Source organism: Rhodococcus sp. 5A-K4 (assembly GCF_046097995.1).
In the GTDB taxonomy this organism is placed as follows: Bacteria; Actinomycetota; Actinomycetes; order Mycobacteriales; family Mycobacteriaceae; genus Rhodococcus_F; species Rhodococcus_F erythropolis.
On the sequence record NZ_JBJURM010000009.1, the window covers coordinates 142,230 to 162,926 of the forward strand.

The window sequence follows — 20,697 nt, forward strand, 5'->3', positions numbered from 1 at the left end:
CGAGCCCCCGTATAGCGGTCGACCCCGCGGAGCGATGCGACGTATGTCATAGTTTCGCCCCTTCACTCACGTCATCCCCTTCGGCGATGGCCGCAGCCTCGATCACGTCGACCAGCTGACCTGCCCATTCACGGACCGCGCCCGCATCGACGCGGTCGGCGCGGAACCCGAGAGTTGCAAAAACAGGCCCTTCGCCCACCGGCTCGTAAAAACTCAACGTCAAATCCGCATCGGGCACTCCCACCGGAATCGGTACGAGAGAACCGAAGTCGCCGAGCCCGTCCAAATCCGCCTGTTGGTGATGGATCACCATCACCTGAGGTCTCATGGACGCCGGATTACCCAGAGCCTGCTCGACATACACATACGAGACGTCCTGATTGCTCAGCGCTTCCAGGTTGCCTTCCCTCACCCGACCGAGCAATTCTGCAAACGTCGGACTACCGGACGTATCCGTGCGCAGGAGAACAACATTGAAGAAGGATCCGATCATCGGTTCGAGACGGGGATCCGACCTGCCCGCAACCAATGAACCGATCGGAAGATCGGTACCCGCCCCGGCCTTCGTGAGAACGGCGGCCAGCGCAGCCTGAAGGACCATGAACATGCTCGTCCCGGTGCGCGCAGCCAGCGCGTCGATTCTGGCGTGCAGATCCGCGTCGATGTCGACAGAGACCACGTCACCCCGAGGTTCCGAGTCATCTTCCGGCAACGGAAGATTCACACTGGTCGGTATTCCGTCGAGCGCATCCTGCCAGTACGCAAGCTGCTTCGACGCACGGCTGTCGACGCCCAGGGGGTCTCCCAACAGCTCGTCCGACCACACGGTGTAGTCGGCGTACGTCAACGCAAGCTCGTCCCAGACCGGTTGATCTCCCTGCGACCTGGCTGCATAAGCGGAGACCAGATCTCCCAGCAGCGGCACTACGGACCACTCGTCGACGGCGATGTAGTGCATGACGAGAAGCAGTGTCCGAGAGCCGTCTTCACCGAGCACCAGATGAACCCGCAACGGCGATTGCTCACGCAGATCCATCGGAAGTTGAGCCAGTTCGAACACCACTCGACCCACATCGCCGGCGCCGACATCGACCACATCGACAGTCGGCCGCACCGATTCTCTTGCCACGACGATGCCGTCGACCTCGACGAAGGTGGTCCGCAGGGGTTCGTGCCGCGACGTCACATCGTCCAAGGCGTGCCCGAGAATCTCCGGATCGATCTTCGAATTCAGGGTCAGCGCCAGAGCGTGGCTTGCTTGCGGGTGCTCGCCGGCTGCGCGGAACAACTCCCACTGACGACGTTGCGGCGCAGACAGACCCATAGTCTCCGGACGCCTCGCCGCCGGCGCCAGGACCGGGCGTCCACCCTCCGAACGCGCAACGACTGCCGCCAACTCCGCAACGCTCGGTGCGTCGAACACGTCTCGAATACTGACGTCCACGCCGAACGCTTCACGAATGCGACCGACCAGTTTCATCGAAGCCATCGAATGCCCACCGAGTTCGAAGAAACTGTCGTGGACTCCGACGCTCGGGAGTTGCAATATCTCCGCGAAGGCAGCTGCAACCGTGGACTCCACGGCAGTGCGAGGAGCAATATCACCCGCCAACTCCGACCAGTCCGGAGCGGGCAACGCCTTGCGGTCGAGCTTTCCGTTGGGCGTCAACGGGAGCGGACCATCGAGAGCGACAACCATGGTCGGGACCATGTAGTCGGGCAACGACATTGCAGCGAGATTTCGCACTGCCGTCGTGTCCACCACAGCACCGGGTTCGGGTGACACGTAACCGACCAGGCGCGTGATTTCGCCCTGCCGATCCGCGACGACCGTTGCCTGCTTCACCGAAGGATGGGCACTGAGAGCTCCGATGATTTCACCCAATTCGATTCGGAAACCGCGAATCTTGACCTGATCGTCCACGCGGCCGAGGAAGTCGATGTTTCCGTCCGAGCGCCACCGCGCTCGATCGCCGGTGCGATACATGCGATCGCCCGCGGTGAAGGGATCGGCGATGAATCTCTGTGCCGTCAGATCGAATCGGCCCAGGTAGCCTCTCGCCAGGCCGCGTCCCGCGATGTACAGCTCGCCGGATACTCCCGGCGGAACCGGACGCAGTTGATCGTCGAGCACGTACGCCTGTTCGTTGGGGTCGGGGACTCCGATGGGCACAGCACCGTTCCAACCGGGTTCCGCCTGCCACAGTGTGTTGTTCACCGTGGCTTCGGTGAGTCCGTACGCGGCAAGCAAATTCAGCCGCTCCGCCCATCGCCCGATCAGCTCGGGCGGAACCGTCTCGGTTCCGACCAACACCGTGCAACCCTGCGGTACTTCACATCCCGCCGGCAGGGCGGCCAGCAACGAGGGAGGGATGATTGCATGAGTCACGCGATTGCTCGTCATGAAATCGGTCAACGCCGGGCCGGCCACTCGTGCGCTCTGCGGCACGATCACCAGGGTGCTGCTCGTGCACAGAGCCATCGCCAATTCGAATACCGCAACGTCGAAGCCGACCGAAGCGAACTGCATCACCACCGAACCCGGTACCAGTCGCATCCGAACCTCAGCTGTCGCAACAAGACTCGGAATACCGTCATGAGAAAGGACGGCGCCCTTCGGCTTGCCGGTCGATCCCGAAGTGTAGATGACATAGGCCGCGTGGTTGACGCCAACTGGTGGCCTGGGAGTTTCGACGATCGCTGCCTCTTCCAGTTCCGCAAGGATCAGCGGATCGTCCAAAAGGATTCGCTCGACGCCGGCCACATCCTCGATCCGCGAGCTTTCCTCCGAGGTGGACAGCAGTACGGAGGTGCGAGAATCGGTGAGCATGTAGGCGATGCGCTCGCTCGGGTGGCTCAGATCCAGGGGTAGATACGCTGCCCCCAGCTTGAGCACGGCGAGGACCGAGGCGACCATCTCCACCGAACGCGGGACGGCAAGTCCCACCACGTCTTCGACCGAGACCCCGCGCCGATACAGCACGCCGGCTATCCGATCACATTGCTCGGAGAGCTCGCGGTACGTGGCCTGCCCCGCCTCGTCGCGCACCGCGATCGCCTCGGGTGTAGCAGCGGCCCCACGCGCGAAGGCGTCGTAGAACGTTTCCTCCGGCACGTCGACGGCGGTGTCGTTGAACGAGGTGACAACCTGTTCGAGTTCGCCGGGCAAGAAGATGTCGATGTCGCCGATCTCAATGTCGGCCGATTCCACGACTGCCGCGATCACCGATTCCAATCGGTTCGAAATTCGCTGTGCTGTTTCGCGATCGAAGAGGTCGCTGCCGTATTCGAGTCGGACGTCGATGCAGCCTTCGCGGCCGAGGTACTCGGTGAAATTGAACACCAGATCGAACTTGGCCGTGTACTCCTCGAGTTCGAACGGATCCCCGCCCATCTCCTCGCGGCTGTGATAGCCGACCATGACCTGGAACAGCGGGTTGCGTGCCAAGGTTCGCGACGGATTGAGGCGTTCCACCACAGTTTCGAAGGGAACATCGGCGTTGGCGAAGGCCTCGAGGTCTCCCACGCGAACGCGATCCACCAACTCCCGGAACGTCGGGTTACCCGACGTATCCGTGCGCAGCACAATCGTATTGACGAAGAAGCCGACCAAGTCGTCGAGCCCCTGTTCACTACGTCCGGCTACGGGAGCGCCGAGGGGAAGGTCCTCACCCGCTCCGAGCGCAGTCAGCAACGCCGCCGACGCCGCGTGCAGGACCATGAACATCGAACTCTGGCTCTCGCGCGCCAGATCTCGCAGTGCGGCAGTTGTGTCCACACCCAACCGTGTTACCACTGCGCCACCGGAGAAACTCGGTCTGGCCGGTCGGCTCCGGTCCGCGGGAAGCAGCAGTTCCTCGGGGGCTCCGTCCAAACTCTTCGCCCAGAAGTCCAACTGCGTGCTCAGGACACTCGACGGATCGTCGGCGCTGCCGAGTAATTCCCGTTGCCACAGGGTGTAGTCCGCATACTGAACCGGTAGCGGTTCGAACGCTGGCTCCTCGCCCTGAATCCGAGAGGAGTAGGCAGACATCAGATCGCGCAGGAACGGCCGATCGGACCATTCGTCCGTTGTGATGTGATGCAGGACGATCACGACGATTACGGCACCGTCTACTCGGATCAGACGGGCGCGAATCGGAATCTCGTTCGAAAGGTCGAACGGACGGCCCACTGCCACTGCAACTTCGCCGGCGACACCGGATTCCCGTGAATGAACTGTCTCGACCGGAACCTTCGCCGATTCGAGAATTATCTGTTCCGGTGTTCCGTCCACCAACCGGAACACCGTACGCAAGGATTCGTGTCGTCCAACGACGTCACCCAGCGCCGCGGCGAAGACGTCCGCGTCCAATGCACTGTCCAAGCGGAGCACGATCGGGAAGTTGTAGGCCGCGGAGTTCTCTTCCATCTGTCCGATCAGCCACAAACGCTGTTGAGCGGCAGAAAGTGGAAGGTGGTCCGGCCGCGGCTTCGCTACCAGCATCGGTCGCGTCGATCCCTGCTCGACCACAATGCGTTCCGCGAGTTCCGCGACGGTCGGCGCTTCGAAGAGATCACGCATGGTCAGACTGTTCGGAATGGCGATCCGAGCTCGACTGATCAGTTTGGTGGCCAGAAGCGAGTGCCCACCGAGGTCGAAGAAGTTGTCGTCGACACCGATGTCGTCCACATCGAGTACGTCGGAGAAGAGCTCACAGAGAACCTCTTCCGTGTGGTTACGCGGTGCAATCGACTCCCCACTCCGCTCCCCCAGCACCGAATCGGCCGTGGGCAGTGCCTTGACGTCGAGCTTGCCGTTGACGGTCATCGGTAGTGACTCCACCTCGATCACCACGGCCGGAACCATGTAGTCGGGTAGGCGAACTCGCGCCTGCGCGCGGTAGTCGTGCGCGGCGCCGAGTTGCGCGGGCGTCACGTAGCCGACGAGTCTCTTGACTCCGCCCGCCCCGACGTCGACCACGACCGCTGCTTGCCGCACGTGCTCGTCGGATTCGAGAACGGAGACGATTTCGCTCGGCTCGATGCGGTGACCTCTGATCTTCACCTGGTCGTCGGTGCGGCCCAGGAAGTCCAGGTTGCCGTCAGCGCGTCGCCGCACCAGATCCCCGGTGCGGTACATACGTTCTCCGGTCCCGGCCGGTTCTGCGACAAAGCGCTCGGACGTGAGCGCAAAGCGTCCGAGGTAGCCGCGAGCCAAACCGGCTCCGGCAATGTACAGTTCGCCGGCAACTCCATCGGGGACCGGTCGCAGCCAGCCGTCGAGAATGTGCGCCGTGGTGTTCCAGATCGGCTTGCCGACCGTCGGGGTGTCACTGTCGGCCGTTCCGCCGCCGAGAGTGTTGATCGTGTATTCCGTCGGACCGTAGAGGTTGTAGCCCACGGTTCCCTCGGTCTCGCGCAGCCTGTTCCACACCGAATCCGGAACGGCTTCACCACCGAGCAGGACCAGCGGCGGACGGTGTTGTCCCACACCGTCGTCGAGCAGCCCGCTGTCGATCAGGTGCGTCGCGTAGGTCGGTGTCACGTTGACGACGTCGATTTCCTGTGCGTCGCAGTACGCAACGAGCGCCTCGGCATCACGACGCAGATCCTCGTCACAGATGTGGACCTCGTGGCCTTCCACGAGCCACAGAAGTTCCTCCCACGACATGTCGAAGGCGAAGGACACGGTGTGCGCGATCCGCAGGCGCCGGCTCGTCGCGGCGATCACCGGTTCGAAGATCGCCTCGCGGTGGTTGAACTGCATGTTCGTCAAGCCGCGGTAACCGGTGACCACGCCCTTGGGCTTGCCGGTCGAACCGGAGGTGTAGATGACGTACGCGGGGTGGTCGAGCCGATGCGGTGCTCCCGGGGCGAATGCTCCGAGTTCCGCCGCGGAGAGTGCCCGCGCCGAGATCGTCAGTCGCCTTGCCGCAGTGTCCGGCTCGTCGAGCACGATGGTCCGAATGTCCGCGGTGCGGACGTCCGCGCCTTCGAATTTCGGTGCGGCGGCGACAGTCGTCAGCAACACGACCGGATCTGCGTCGTCGATCATCACGGCCAACCGTTCGGCCGGATGGTCGAGTTCGAGGGGTAGGTAGGCAGCGCCCGTGCGCAGTACCGCGAAGAGCGCGACGACCATGTCCACCGAACGTGGTAGGCCAAGAGCCACGATCTTTTCCGGCCCGGCGCCGTAGTTGATCAGCAACCGCGCCATCCGATTGATCTCGCCGTCGAGATCGGCGTAGGTCATCCGACGCTTCCCGAACACGAGTGCCGTGTCGTTCGGTTGCGCCGACGCCACCTCTTCGAACAGGTCGGCAATGGTGCGCTCCGGCAACTCTCGGATCTGCGTCTGCTGCGCTACCGCGGGAGTCGGCGTCGCAACGACCGAACCTGTCATATCCTGCGACCAACTCTGGAGCAGGTCGACGAAGTGACCGAGCAGGTCCTCGGCTCGGCGCGCGGTCACCAGATGCGGATGGAACTCGAACTTGACGTTGACGGTGGTACCCGGGGTGACAACCACGGTCAGCGGATAGTGCGTGTGATCGATACTGTCGCTGCCGCTCACGTCATGTGCGGCATTGAGTGCGTCGACTTGCTTCTCGTCCACGAAGTTCTGCAGGACCATCAGCACGTCGAACAGTTGACGATGCTCGGAAACACGTTGGATCGAGGCCAATCCGAGGTAGTCGAACGGCATCAGCGAAAGACGATCCGCCTGCGTTCGGCGAAGAAGTTCCTCGACGCTCTCGTTCGGATCCAGTTGCAGCCGAACGGGAACGGTGTTGAGGAACATGCCCACCACGGTGTCGATTCCCGGTACCTCCGGTGGCCTTCCGGCAACCGTGGAGCCGAAGACGACGTCCTGTCGACCGGTGGCCGACGCCAGCACCATAGCCAGCGCTGCGTTCAGTACCGTATTGAACGTGACGCCGGACGCGGCAGCGCGCTCACGCAATGCACGCGAAAGCGGTTCCGAGAGAACCGCATCGCGGCGATCCGGAAGCTGAGGTTCGACGCCGGGCGCAGGCTCGGCAACAAGCGTCGGCTCCTCGAGTCCTGCGAGCGCTCCGCGCCACCCCGCGTCGGCGGCTGCACCGTCGCGGTCGGCCAACCAGGCGAGGTAGGCCTCGAACGACCCCTCGGGTTCGCCGAATGCGCTGTCATCCCCGCCGGTGTCGTACAGCGCCAGAAGCTGGCTGACGACAAGGCCGTTGGACCAGCCGTCCCACAACAGGAACTGCCTGTTGATCACCAGTCGATCATGTCCGCCGGGCAGATGCAGCACGCTCATACGCCACAGCGGCGGCGCGGTCAGGTCGAATGGAGTCACTCTGTCTTGGGCGGCGACGGCCTCGGCGCGCTCACGAGCAGCCGAGTCGTCGAGTTGACGGAGATCGTGGACGGCGACGGGAACATCGAGTCCCGCACTGAAGAACTGCACGGGCTCGTTCAGTCCTTCGCTCACGAACCCCGCTCGCAACGTGGGATTTCGTCGTTGAAGTGTCCGGGCGGCCGCAGCCAACTTGTCGACATCGAGGGTGTGCCCGAAGTCCATCGAGAACTGTGCCGTGTAGATGTCTCCACCACTACTGCTGTCGCTGCTGCCTGCGTAGCCGGCTTGGAAGTACAGGCCTTCCTGCAACGGTGAGAGTGGGAGGATGCTACTGACACCCGCCGGGCTCGCATCGGCTATCGCGTCGATCTCGGCCTGACTCAGGTCGAGCAACGGCACATCGGACGGGGTCAGGATGGGAGGCCCGTCATGCTCCGCGGCCGCAGCCGCCAGATCGCCTAGCGCCGAAACCCAGCCGTCGGAGAGTGACTGCGCATCCTCCTCGGACAAATCTTCACTTGCCCAGGCGAAGTCGGCACGGAGTTCCGAATCCACGCTGACGACATTCACGATCAGCCGATACGGACCTCCCATGTCTGCGTCGGGATCGGTGGACATGGCTTCGGATTCCGCTGCCAGGGACCATGCTGTCGATCCAGCTGTCGTCGTACGTCCGAGATAATTGAACAGGATCTGAGATTCGGAGCGCCCCGCCAATCTCGATGCCGTACGTGCATTCACGTACCGCAACATCCCGTATCCGATACCGCCGTCCGGAGCCGCCCGCAGGCTCTCCTTCACCTCGCGCAGCGTGTCCACCGGGTCGGTTCCGCCGAGCAGTCGCATCGGGGCAATCGTGGTGAACCAGCCGACTGTTCGCGACAGATCGGTCCCGGGTACCAACTCCTCGCGGCCGTGCCTTTCGAGATCGACCAGCAGTTCGCGCTCACTGCGACCGGTGGAACGACGCCAGCGCTCGACCGACATCGCCAACGCAGCCAACAGAACATCCGTTCCCTCGGCACCCAGCATTGCCGCAACCGTTCCGAGTGCCGCCTCGGAGATTGCTCCGTCCACCGTGACCGTGCGCCTCGAGCCTCCGGATACAACGGCATAGCTCGCGGTACCGGGGATCAACTCCGCGCCCGGAGCGGTCACGGTCAACCAGTGATCGAGTTCGGCAAATCGATGAGCACTGTATGCGTGTTCGGCCACCGTGCGGGAGAAGGTACGCAGCGAAGTTCCGACGGCATCCAATGCTGCGGGCTCTCCGGCATCCACCGCCACCCAGGCCATCGCGAGATCCTCGAGCAGCGTTCCCCACGAAACCCCGTCCACGACCAGGTGGTGCGCGACTATCGCGAGTCGGCCCAGATTCTCAGCGCCACAATCGAACCAGACCACCGAGACCATCCGTCCTGCAGACGGATCCAATCGACTGGTCGCCCACTCGGAATGTTCGGTGATGAGCGTCCGCAACTCGGCGTCATCCAGTCCCCGAGCATCAACGCGTTCGACAAGGTTCGCTGCCCGGATACTGCCGGGTTCCTCGATCCGCGCCGACCACATTCCGCGGTCATGTCGGATCAAGGTTTGGCGAAGTCCGTCGTGGTGATCGAGCACGGCCTGCAATGCGCCGGTGATCGAATCGAGAGATGTTGCCGGAGAGTGGATCAGAACTGCCTGGTTGAAGCGATCGGTACCACCCGTCCATTCGGACAACCGGTGCACCACCGGCAGCGGAACCAGCTCACCCACGCCGATGTCGGCCGTGACGGTGGCAACCGACGTGGCGACATCACCCACCGCTGCGGCGATCGCAGCGGGAGTGCGCAATTCGAAGATCTGACGCGGGGTCAGTACTACCGAATCACGACGAGCCAGGTTGACCAGTCGGATCGCCAGGATACTGTCGCCGCCGAGAGTGAAGAAGTCGTCGCGTGCCCCGACGCGTGGCAGGCCGAGAACTGTCGCGAAATGCCTGGCAAGGAGGTCTGCAACGCCCGAGGACACTACTCCCGTCGTTTCGCCCACCTGTGCCGCGAAATCCGGTGCCGGTAGGGCTTTTCGGTCGAGCTTGCCACTCGGGCTCAGCGGCAGCGACTCGAGCCGCACGAACGCGCTTGGCACCATGAACTCCGGTAGCACCGACAACAACTGCCCTCGAACCGCAGCGTCATCAGCATCTCCGACCAGATAGGCGACCACCTGTGCGCGGTTACTCGGACCGTCGGTTCGGACGATCACGGCACTTGCCGAGACTCCGGGGCACAATGCCAACTGCGCTTCGATTTCACCGAGCTCGATGCGGAATCCACGAACCTTCACCTGCTCGTCGACACGGCCGAGGTACTCGAGAACACCGTCGCCATTCCACCGCACGATGTCACCGGTCCGGTACATCCGCGAGCCGCCGTCGCTGTACGGATTCGCCACAAATCTTTCGGAGGTCAATCCCCCACGTCCGTGGTAACCACGCGCCAGTTGTGGTCCAGCCAGATACAGCTCACCGGTGGCACCGGCCGGAACGTTCTGCAGATACGGATCGAGAACGAACAGGCCGGTATTGGCGGCGGGTTCGCCGATCGGGACACTCACCGCGTCTACCGGAGTTGCCTGCACCGACGGCTGCCAACTGACGTCGACGGCAGCCTCGGTGGGGCCGTAGAGGTTGTCCACCAGAACGTTCGGCAGGATCTCGGCGACCTTGCGTGCAACGTGAACGGGAAGTGCCTCACCGCTGCAGTTGACGATCTCGAGGGAAGAGCACAGTGCTGCTTTCGGCTCCGCAAGAAACACTTCGAGCATTGACGGAACAAAATGCACTCGGGTCACGGAATGTTCGACGATGACGTCGGCCAGATAGCCCGGATCCTTGTGACCGTCAGGCTCGGCCATCACCAGAGTTGCCCCCACCAGGAACGGCCAGAAGAATTCGGGGACGGAGACGTCGAAACTCGACGGGGTCTTCTGCAGCATCCGGTCGGAGAAGTCCAGCGGACGTATCTGCTGTGCCCAGAGCAATCGGTTGACCACACCCTCGTTGGTGACCACAACGCCTTTGGGACGACCGGTCGAACCCGAGGTGTAGATCATGTACGCGGCATCCGCGGGCGATCCTGGGACACTCAGCGGGTCGGCTGGGAACTGCGCGGACTCCGATACCGTCACCCGCGGAACCGAACCCGAATCGAGTGAAGAATCTTCCGACACCACGACGCACACCGGATCGGCGTCGTCCAGCATGTACGTCAGCCGCTCCGCCGGGTAGCCGGTGTCGAGCGGAACGTACGCTCCCCCGGCCTTCCCGATGCCGAGTATCGCAACCATCAGATCGACCGAGCGCGGCAAGGCAACCGCCACCAATGATTCGCGTCCGACGCCACGTTCGCGCAGCAGATGCGCAAAACGATCAGCGCGAGAGTGAAGTTCGGCGTAGGTCAACGACTCTTCACGGAAGATCACTGCGGTGGCTTCGGGCGTACGCCCGGCTTGATCCTGCAGCAGCTCGGTCAGCGTTGCGCGCGGCCGATCCAAGGCCGTGCCGACGCTCCCGGGCTGTGCGGGTGCCAGCGCGATCCGGCCGATGACCTGGTCGAGATCGCGAGAGAGTTCTGCTAGCACGACTGCGAGAGCTTCCGCCAGCGACGCAGCGGCATCGCCGTCCACCTGAGCAGCGTCGTACTTCAATTCCAACGCCAATTGATCGCCGGGGACGACGATCAGGGTCAGCGGGTAGGCCGGTCGCTCGTCGAATCGAATTCCCGTCAGTCTCACCGAGTTCGTCGGATCAGCGATTGCCGTGTCACCGAGTGGATAGTTCTCGAACACGACCAGTGATTCGAAGTTCTGCTCCAGTCCGCCGGTCCGCCGCAGTTCCGGTAGCCCCAGGTACTGATGGTCGAGTAGTTCCGATTGTTCCCTCTGCCAACGAGAAAGTGCTTGCGCAGCTGTCTCTGCCGGATCGAACCGCAACCGAGCCGGCACAGTGTTGATGAACAAGCCCACCATGGACTCGATGCCGGGCAGGTCTCCACCGCGTCCCGATACGGTTGAACCGAACAGCACGTCTGATCGGCCGGTCATTCGGCCGAGCACCAGTCCCCAGGCGCCGTGCACGAGCGTGCTCAGCGTCAAACCGTGGGAGCGTCCGGTGGTCGACAGCGCGCGAGTATCACTGTCGGACAGCTCGACTCGGGTAGCATGGATTCCGCTGCTGCTCGCGCTCGGCGCGGGAAGTTCGACCGCGGGCCCGGGAGAGTTCAGTGCTTTTCTCCACACCGCTGCCGAAGCCTCGTGATCGTGGCCGGCCAACCATTCGAGGTAGCTGCGGTACGGCGCCGGACTCGGAAGCACCACGCCGGAATCGCCAACGCTGTACGACGCCATCAGCTCCCGCAGCATCACCGGGACCGACCATCCGTCTGCAACCGCATGGTGAATCGACTGCAGCAGAAGGTACTTCTCCGAAGAAGCACGGAGCAGTGTGTAACGGACGAGCGGCGGTTGCGCGAGGTCGAACCCACGCGCGCGGTCGGCGGAAAGCAGTTCATCCACATCGGCGCCGGCATCCGTGACTACTGCCATCTCCACGACGACGCTCGGGTGCACCACCTGCACGACCCGGCCGTCGCCCAGGACCGAGAATCCGGTGCGCAGCGCCTCGTGTCGATCCACGACGGATTGCAGCGCACGGCGCAGAGCCGCGCTGTCCACGGCGCCGGTCAGCTCCACGACCTGTTGCACGACATACTGATCAGCCCCCGGATCGGCAAAAGCCGAATGGAAGTAGATCCCTTCCTGCAACGGAGTGAGCGGGAGAATCTCTTCTGCCTTCGGCAACCCGTCCACATCGGCCTGAGTGAGCGCCACCAGAGGGTAGTCGGACGGTGTCGCGCCGCCGAAGGCTGCGAGCCCGGACACGGCCTTGAGCGAGTCCAGCCACAACCGCGCAAACCTGTCGATGTCGCTACGCAGGAAGATATTCGACGCCCAGGTCAGAGTGGCCCTCAGTCGTGGCCCACCGGCCGCTTCCTCGGCTACGACGTCGACAGACAACGCGTGACCCAACGCCATGGACGGATCGGCAGCGCCGTCCATCGACACCGGGAACCAGTCCCCCTCTGCAACTGCAGTGCGCCCCAGATAGTTGAGCACCACCTCGGGTGCTGCGACGCTACGCAACTGATCCGAGCTGCCGAGGTATCGCAATGCTCCGTACCCGAAGCCTGCGTTCGGGACGCGTCGAAGTTGCTCCTTGACGCTCTTGAGAACCACCGCCAACTCACCGCTCGCTTCGAGATCCGGAGCGGCTGTACCGATTTCGAGTGCAACCGGGAATACCGTGGTGAACCATCCGACAGTACGTGTCAGGTCGACGTGCGCAGCGCCGTCACCGCGAACGATGTCTTCGTCGCGTCCGTGCCCTTCCAAGTCGATCGTCACCGATGAGGCACCGCTCCACTTGGTCAGCGCAACGGCCAATGCGGTGATCAGCACTTCGCTCACGTCGGCCCCGAATGCCCGTGGGACACTGCCCAACAACCGATCGGCGAATTCCGGAGGCAGGGTGATCGATCGCGCCGCGGCGGTGCGCGCGAGGTCAACTGCCGGGTCGAGTGCCCGACGGCCGAGAGGTGACTGTTGTGCGGAAGTCACCGAGTCCCAGAACTCGATCTCCGAGTCCAGTCGCCCGGCTCCGACCGCCTCCGAAACGAGTTCGGCGTACCTTCTCACCGACGTGCCGACCGGAGCGAGTGAGGGTTCGTCGCCTTGTATCGCTGCGATACCCGCGCGCGCAAGGTCTTCGAGGATGATGCGCCAGGAGACACCGTCGACGACCGCGTGGTGGATGACAAGCAACAGTCTTCCGGGACCGGTCGCAGTGGTGAAAAGAACAGCACTGACCATCGTGCCGTCTGCCGGGTTCAGACGCCTGACGGCTCGCTCGGTCTCGGCGACGATCAGCGGTCCGCATTCTTCGAGCGGCACCGGTAGTGCACGGGTCTCGAAGACCACAGCCAATTCGTTGGTGGCCGGAACAAGCAGCGATCCTTCGGAAGTCAACTTCGCACGAAGTCCATCGTGGCGTGCCACCAGGGCATCGAGCGCCGCCTCGACATGCTCGGACGTCAAAGCTGACGGAGTCTGAATCAGCGCTCGCTGATGGAAGGTTCGTGCTACGTCCGGCGTCCCGAGGGCCCTGGTAGCGATGGGCGTCGTGGCTACGTGGCCGATCGGTTCGTCCGAATGATCGACGATCTCAGCCGTTCGGCCGGATTGGGCGCGCGCCATCGCCTCGGCGGTGCGCAGCTGAAACACCTCGCGTGGACTGATCGACAAACCGGCTGCACGAGCCGCGGTCACGAGCGAGATCGCGACGATGCTGTCACCGCCCAGTGCAAAGAAATCGTCGGTCACGCCAACCGATTCGAGACCTACCGCCGACGCGATCAACGTGCAGAATTGTTGTTCGACTTCGTTTCTCGCGGCCACGTGTGCACTCAGTTCGGCGAGATCGGGCTCAGGAAGGGCTCGACGGTCGAGTTTGCCGTTGGCCGTGAGCGGAAACTCGTCGAGGACAGTGACGGTGGTCGGGACCATGTAGTCGGGCAGCTTGCTCGCCGCCCACTCGCGAATGTCCTGTGAGTCGACCGCAAGGTTCGTCCCCGACGCTGCACTCACGTACGCGGCGAGATACTTTGCACCTGTGGGTGCTTGACGCACCAGAACTGCCACGTGGCGCACTCCGGGGTGTGAGATCACGGCGGCTTCGACGTCTTCGAGTTCTAGGCGCATGCCACGAATCTTCACCTGATTGTCCGTGCGCCCCAGGAAGTCAAGGGTGCCGTCGGCGGTCCATCGAGCCAAGTCACCGGTGCGATACATCCGGGATCCGGCCAAATCACCGGAAACAAAGGGATCTGCAAGAAAACGAGACGCGGTCAACGCCGACGCGCCCACATATCCGCGCCCCAGTAAGAAGCCCGCTGCGTAGAGTTCGCCGCCGGTGCCGACCGGAACCGGCTGCAGGTCACCGTCCAACACGTACAGGCGAGTGTTGGGGTTCGGGCGCCCGATGGATGTGGCAATTCGTTCCGCGTCCTCGCGGTAGATCACATGGGAGACACCGATAGTCGCTTCCGCCGGCCCGTAGCCGTGATACAGCGTCGTGGACAGTTGGGCACGGAACCGATCGAAGAGTTCAGGCGTGAGAACCTCACCGCCGCACCACACGTGCTTCAACGAATCGAGCTGATCGGTCCCGTTCGCCAGATCCAGAAGGATGTCGAGCATCGACGAAACCAAGTAGACAAAAGTGACCGATTCTCCGGCGATCAGGTCGAGCAGGTATTGCGGGTCGCGTTCCCCCTCTGGCTTCGCGATCACCAATCGACCGCCGGAGACGAGCGGGAGCAGGATCTCGTTGATCGAGATGTCGAACGAGAGTGGGGCTTTGAACAGAGAGGCATCGCCGGACCCGAACCCGAGAATCCGCTCCCGCTGCCACAGCAACCTTGCGCAGATTGCCTCGTGGCGGATCATGGCGCCCTTCGGACGTCCGGTCGAACCGGACGTGAAGATGACGTACGCGAGTTGGGCACCGTGAATACGAATGTCGGAGGTCATTACCTCGAACAGGTCCGAAGGCCCGTCCTCGTACGCCCACGCGGAGAGATCGACCAATACGGAGTCGTCTACGCCGTCCGAGGTGAGCACCAATGTGGCACCGGCATCGGTGAGTACCGATTCGCGGCGCTCTGCGGGCCAGGACGGATCCAGTGGCACGAAGGCGCCGCCGGCGCACATGACGGCCAACAACCCCACCACCATCTCGGCGGATCTCGGAAGGCCGATCGCCACAACGGTTTCGGGTGCGACACCGCGCGAGATCAAGTGCGCGGCGAGCTGCGATACCCGACTTTCGAGCTCGCCGTAGGTCAGCCGGATATCGCCGTCGACCACGGCGACCGCGCCCCGATCGGCAGAGAAGCTGCTGCGCAACAAATCCGGCACCGTCGTCACGGGCTGCGGTTCTGCGGTCTCGTTCCACCCGCGGAGCACGAGTTCACGCTCCGCGAACGACATGGGGTCGAGTGCCGAGATCGGAAGCTGCGGCTCGGCCACGAATCGATCGAGGAACTGTTCGATTCTGGCGGTGTGATCGGCCAACTCCCTGTCGAATCCGGCCGGGGCGCGGACGTCGATCTCGATCGGTTCCCCGTCCTGACCACCGCGCACACTCAGATCCAGGTCACTGACCCGACCGGTCACCGAATTACGCACGCGCACCGGGCAGCCGCCGAAGGTGAGTGTGTGTTCGAACATCATCGAGTTGATGCCGGGACCGAAGACCTGGCGGTCGGGATCGATTGCTCGCACGTCGCGTGCGAGATCTTCTCCCCGGTACCGCCCGTGCTTGAGTATCGAGATCAAGGCGGTGTCGAGACGAGTTGCCAACTGGCCGATGGTTTCCGAGCGTTCGACCCGAATACCGAGCGGCAGAATCGTCGACGCCATCGAGGGAGTGCGCCGCATGTCGCGACCCACCCGAGCGGCCATCGGCACCGAGACGACAACGTCGTGCTGTCCGGTGGTTCGTGCAATGTACGCGATCAGCGCAGCCATGGGCAGGCGAGTTCGCCGAATCCCGGCGTCGGCGGCATAGCGATAGAGCTGCGCTGCACGATCGACGTCGAGCGTGAGCATCGCCGCGATCGGCGGCAGCGAATCATCCACCTGCCCATGCAAAATCCGCGTCGCTTCCGGTCCTGATTCAACTCGTTCGACCCAGTACTGACGGTCGAGCAGGAACCGCGGAGAGTTCCGGTATTCCAGATCGGCCGCCACCACCGCATCGAGCGACCACACCGGCGCCGCAGTCTCGAGGTTCGGATTGTCGTACCGCTCGGCTACGTCGGCGACGATGAGCGAGATGCCGTACCCGTCGACCACGCTGTGGTGATAGCGCTGATACCAGATGACTCGGTCGTCAGCAGTTCGCAGAAGCACCTGGCGGAACAGCAGATCGTCCGCACCGAAGACCCGAGCCATATCGGTGTCCATCCACGACTGCGCAGTCGAATCGGGATCCGCCTCGGCGCGAAGGTCGAGAATTTCCACGTCCCAGCGCGCATCCGGAATCGGCACCTGGATCAGCTGGTTGTCAGCATCCGCCCGAAAGTGCACGAACAGCGCTTCGACGCGTCCGACTGTGGCCTTGATCGCCGCTGCCGCGCGCTCGACGTCGATCGTCCCGTCGACCTCGACGACAAGTCCGATGTTGTACACCGGACTGCTCGGATCGACGTTCTGAGCAACCCACACCTCACGCTGAGCGGCCGTCGCCGGGAGCGCTGCGTCCAGATCGCCACCGCCCGATACAGACGGGTGAGCTACCTGAGAGTGGTCAGACATCGACAAATCCGATCATCGTCGTTCATGCTCATCGAACGACGAACACCGTAGCAAGTTTAGGGTAGGCTACCCAGGAACGTGAAGGTGCGCTCCCGCCCTGGTCAGACCTGTTCCCACGGACCGAATTCGAGCAAAACGTCGATTGCCGTCTTACCGTCCTGCGGCCGAACGACATGTTCGAGGGCGTAGACCCTCGATCCCTCCGCGGCGCGAGCGAGATCGGAAATACCGGGCAGAATGGTCGGTTCGGGTGGGCCGCCCACACCACGGTGGAAGTTCTCGATCGAATGCCCCAAGTAGAAGACGCGCCCGCCTGGCGTCAGCCACTCCCCGACGCGTTTGAGCGTGTCGGCCAGCTCGTCGACCTCGAGGTGAAGAAAGCTGACCAACACCAGGTCAACTACCCCTTCCGGTTGCCACGTGGTCGCGTCGCCGACCTGCCAGTCGACAGCCTTGTCCAAGTCACTCGCCCGTGCCAGATCGATCGCCACCGACGAGTAGTCGACGGCAGTCACCGACCACCCTTGCCCGGCCATCCACCGCGCGTGACGGCCGTCGCCGCAGGCCAGATCGATCGCAGTGCCCGGCTTCAGGTCGGCAATTCGTGTTGCGACGGTTCCCGCCGGGTCGATTCCCCACGGCTCCGTCACCGCTCGGTATCGCTCGTCCCAGTCGTGTGCGTCCATGATCACTGCTCCTCGTGGTTCGTTTCACCGCGGTTCGTTCCACTGTCTCCGATCAGACGGTGCAACGAGCAGCATAGAGAACCCTCAAACGTGACAGATACATACCCCTGGGGGTATACAGGTGACGGTCAGGAATACCCCCACCCGTATCAGGAGCGAAGATGTCAGCGACCAGAACAGTCACCGCGGACCCACCCGCCCAATCCGACGGCATACTCGCGCGCCTCGGTCGATCGATGGCGGCGCACACCCGCCTCGTCATCGGCGTCTGGTTGATCGCGTTGGTCGCACTCGGCGCCGCAGCACCCAGCGTCTTCACCTCCCTGGCCGGCGCAGGTTGGCAGGCAAACGGATCCGAATCAGTGCAGGTTCGCGAGTTGGCCGAGCAGCATTTCGGTGGAAACTCCTCCGCTGCAGTGCAGGTGGTCGTTCACTCGGATTCTGTGCCCATCACCGATCCGTCGATGCAGCAAACGCTGGCGGCGGCAACGGAAATCTTCTCCGCGGACCCTCGTTTCGGCGAAGTGGTCGCCCCGCAGGCCGGCATGACCATCAGCCCGGACGGACATACCGGCATCATGATCGTGGGCGCCAACGCAAGTACCGACGAGATGGTCAGTGCGGTAGACGAACTCGGCAAGGAACTCACTGCATTGTCCACGGACACCATCGAGGTGTACCCCACCGGCGCGTCGGCTTTGTGGAGCGATTTCAACAAGGCCAATCACGAAGCGATGATCAAGGCCGAAATGATGTCGTGGCCCGTCACTCTCGCGATCATGGTGTTGGCCTTCGGCTCCCTGGTTGCCGCAGGACTCCCACTGCTTCTGACACTCGCAGGTCTGGTCGCCTCGGCGGGCGGGCTTGTGATCCTCAACGAGATCACACCGATTTCCGTGTGGGCCATGAACTTCGCGATGATGTTCGCTCTCGCACTCGGCATCGACTACGCACTCTTCCTCGTCGCCAGGTTCCGAGAAGCACTGCGAACCGATCCGGATCCGCGGGCCGCCGTGGCTCAAACGATGGACACCGCCGGCAAAGCTGTTGTCCTCTCCGGCCTCACAGTTCTGGTCAGTTTGTCTGCGGTGCTCATCGTTCCAGCCCCGGCCGTACGCACGATGGCTGTCGGAATCATGCTCGCTGTGATCTTCGTTCTCGCCGCAACACTCACCCTGCTACCTGCCGTGCTCGGCCGGATCGGCGCCAAGGTCAACGGCGGTTCACTACCGTATGCAAAGCGCCAGCAGCACCGCTCCCCGATGTTCGCAGCTTGGGCTTCCCTGCTGCACAAGCACCCGTGGCCTTTCGGCATCGGCGCATTGATCGTCCTTATCGCTCTCGTTGTTCCGGTGTTCGGCCTGAAGGTTGCAATGCCCTCCATCGCCGTGGTTCCCGAGGACGCCCCGGTTCGGCAGGGTTATGAACTGGTACAGCAGCAGTTCGGTGACGGCGCTCCCGGAATGCTGCAGATCGTCACGTCCGCCGACGATGCAGCCGACACCTCGCGTCTTGCCATGAGCGTGGATGGCGTCGCAATGATCACCCCGACGCAACAGGCGGCCGACGGATCCGATCTGGTTATGCTGCAAGCAGTTCCCACCGTCGACCCGTCAGATCCTGCGATGGAAACCATCCTTGCCGACCTTCGGTCGCAACTGCCGGAATCGGCGCTCGTCGGCGGCGCTCCGGCTGAAAATCTCGACCTTCAGCAGGCGCTCGACGACTACCTTCCCTTCGTGGTGGTCGTGATTCTGACGCTCGGATTCCTGTTGCTGCTGATCGCCCTCCAGGCACCCTTGATCGCCTTGATCGGCACGCTGGTCAGCCTGCTGTCCACTGGGGCCGCATTCGGAATCGCGAAGTTGATTTTCCAGGACGGCCACGGAGCAGGCCTGCTCGGCTTCGATCCCCAGGGGTTTCTCAACGGGTGGGGTCCGGTCTTCTTCTTCGCCATGATCTTTGCCATCGCGATGGACTACACCGTGTTCCTGCTCTCGAGCGCCAAGGAGCACTACGAACGCACAGGTGACCCCGAGACCGCACACATCGACGGCCTCGCACATTCGGGTCGGGTCATTGCGGCGGCAGCAGCGGTGATGGTTGCGGTCTTCTTCACTTTTGCGCTCGCAGATCCCTTGCCACCCAAGGAAATGGGCATCATTCTCGGTGTAGCTGTCCTCCTGGACGCAGTGCTCGTCCGCTTGGTGCTGCTGCCCGTTCTCCTGCGCCTCAGCGGCCGGGCAGCCTGGTGGGCGCCGGCATGGTTACGACGCGTCCTGCCGAACATCAGCTTCTCGCATGGCTGACCGTGTACCCGACATCACTGTCTTCTTGATACCCCCAGGGGTATGGTGGAGACAAGAGAAATCGAAGCCAACGACATCGAAGCCAATGGCACCGAAGCCGACGACATCGCAGCCAACGACAAGGAGCGGGCAATGACAACACCCACAGAACCGATAGCGATCGCAACCAAGGTCACCGGAACTTTCGACGACGTCGTCACCCGAACTCGTGCTGCTCTCGCCGAGCAGGGCTTCGGCATCCTGACCGAGATCGACATGCAGGCAACACTCAAGGCGAAGCTGGACGAGGACATGGAAAAGTACCTGATCCTGGGTGCCTGTAACCCGCCGTTGGCCCATCGGGCAGTTTCGGTGGATCGTCAGATCGGCCTCCTGCTGCCGTGCAACGTTGTCGTCCGCGAAGATACGACTACCGAGAATTCGTTCTTCGTCGAAGCGATGAATCCCGCTCTCATGGTTCAGGTTTCCGGCGAACCAGGCCTGGAGTCCGTGGCGGCCGACGCCGCCGTCAAGTTGCGGGCAGCCGTCGACTCGTTGATCTGACACCGCAGCCGGATCAAACACTGAATCAAGCAGTGACATGCCCCCAGGGGTACCCTCGGTCGCAGCACGAACACTCGAGAAGGGGCCACCATGACCGGCGACGAAGAGAGCATTGCGCTCGTACTGAACAGACTGCGGCGTGCTCACGGCCAACTTGCCGGGGTCATCTCGATGATCGAGAACGGCCGCGACTGCAAGGACGTCGTGACGCAGCTCGCAGCCGTGTCGAAGGCGCTGGACCGAGCAGGGTTCAAGATCGTCGCTTCCGGGCTGCGTGAATGCCTGAGCGGTGACAGCGCGGAAGGTCAGGAACCGATGACCGAGGCCGAACTCGAGAAGCTGTTCCTGGCACTGGCCTGAAATATGAGAAGGGCCTGACCTGCAGTCAGCAGGTCAGGCCCTTTCTCGCGTGCGGAAA

Annotated in this window: 5 protein-coding genes; 3 read left to right on the forward strand and 2 right to left on the reverse strand. The window is 63.0% G+C overall.

All coding sequences use genetic code 11. The features are described from left to right. Positions 1 to 46: 46 nt before the first annotated feature. Both ACKAMS_RS14475 and ACKAMS_RS14480 read right to left on the reverse strand, forming a co-directional pair. Positions 47 to 16,741, reverse strand: coding sequence for an amino acid adenylation domain-containing protein (locus tag ACKAMS_RS14475; protein WP_408989175.1), 16,695 nt, complete (start codon positions 16,739 to 16,741; stop codon positions 47 to 49). Between the two features lie 101 nt (positions 16,742 to 16,842). After that, on the reverse strand, positions 16,843 to 17,427 hold the full coding sequence (locus ACKAMS_RS14480) for a class I SAM-dependent methyltransferase (protein ID WP_408989176.1): 585 nt from the start codon (positions 17,425 to 17,427) through the stop codon (positions 16,843 to 16,845). A gap of 161 nt (positions 17,428 to 17,588) precedes the next feature. On the opposite strand from ACKAMS_RS14480, the gene ACKAMS_RS14485 reads away from it, so the two are divergent. The 3 genes from ACKAMS_RS14485 to ACKAMS_RS14495 all read left to right on the forward strand — a co-directional run bounded on the left by ACKAMS_RS14485 (position 17,589) and on the right by ACKAMS_RS14495 (position 20,639). Next, positions 17,589 to 19,736 (forward strand): MMPL family transporter, encoded by a 2,148-nt coding sequence (locus ACKAMS_RS14485; protein ID WP_408989177.1) that lies wholly within the window; start codon positions 17,589 to 17,591, stop codon positions 19,734 to 19,736. 132 nt (positions 19,737 to 19,868) lie between these two features. Next, positions 19,869 to 20,279, forward strand: coding sequence for a DUF302 domain-containing protein (locus ACKAMS_RS14490; protein WP_020968512.1), 411 nt, complete (start codon positions 19,869 to 19,871; stop codon positions 20,277 to 20,279). A gap of 90 nt (positions 20,280 to 20,369) precedes the next feature. Next, a complete protein-coding gene (locus ACKAMS_RS14495; protein ID WP_007734349.1) occupies positions 20,370 to 20,639 on the forward strand; it encodes a metal-sensitive transcriptional regulator in 270 nt (89 codons plus the stop codon). Positions 20,640 to 20,697 lie beyond the last annotated feature (58 nt).

Coding starts and splice junctions, on each gene's coding strand:
- ACKAMS_RS14475 (WP_408989175.1), bottom strand. CDS start 16,741: ATGTCTGACCACTCTCAGGTAGCTCACCCGTCTGTATCGGGCGGTGGC.
- ACKAMS_RS14480 (WP_408989176.1), bottom strand. CDS start 17,427: ATGGACGCACACGACTGGGACGAGCGATACCGAGCGGTGACGGAGCCG.
- ACKAMS_RS14485 (WP_408989177.1), top strand. CDS start 17,589: ATGTCAGCGACCAGAACAGTCACCGCGGACCCACCCGCCCAATCCGAC.
- ACKAMS_RS14490 (WP_020968512.1), top strand. CDS start 19,869: ATGACAACACCCACAGAACCGATAGCGATCGCAACCAAGGTCACCGGA.
- ACKAMS_RS14495 (WP_007734349.1), top strand. CDS start 20,370: ATGACCGGCGACGAAGAGAGCATTGCGCTCGTACTGAACAGACTGCGG.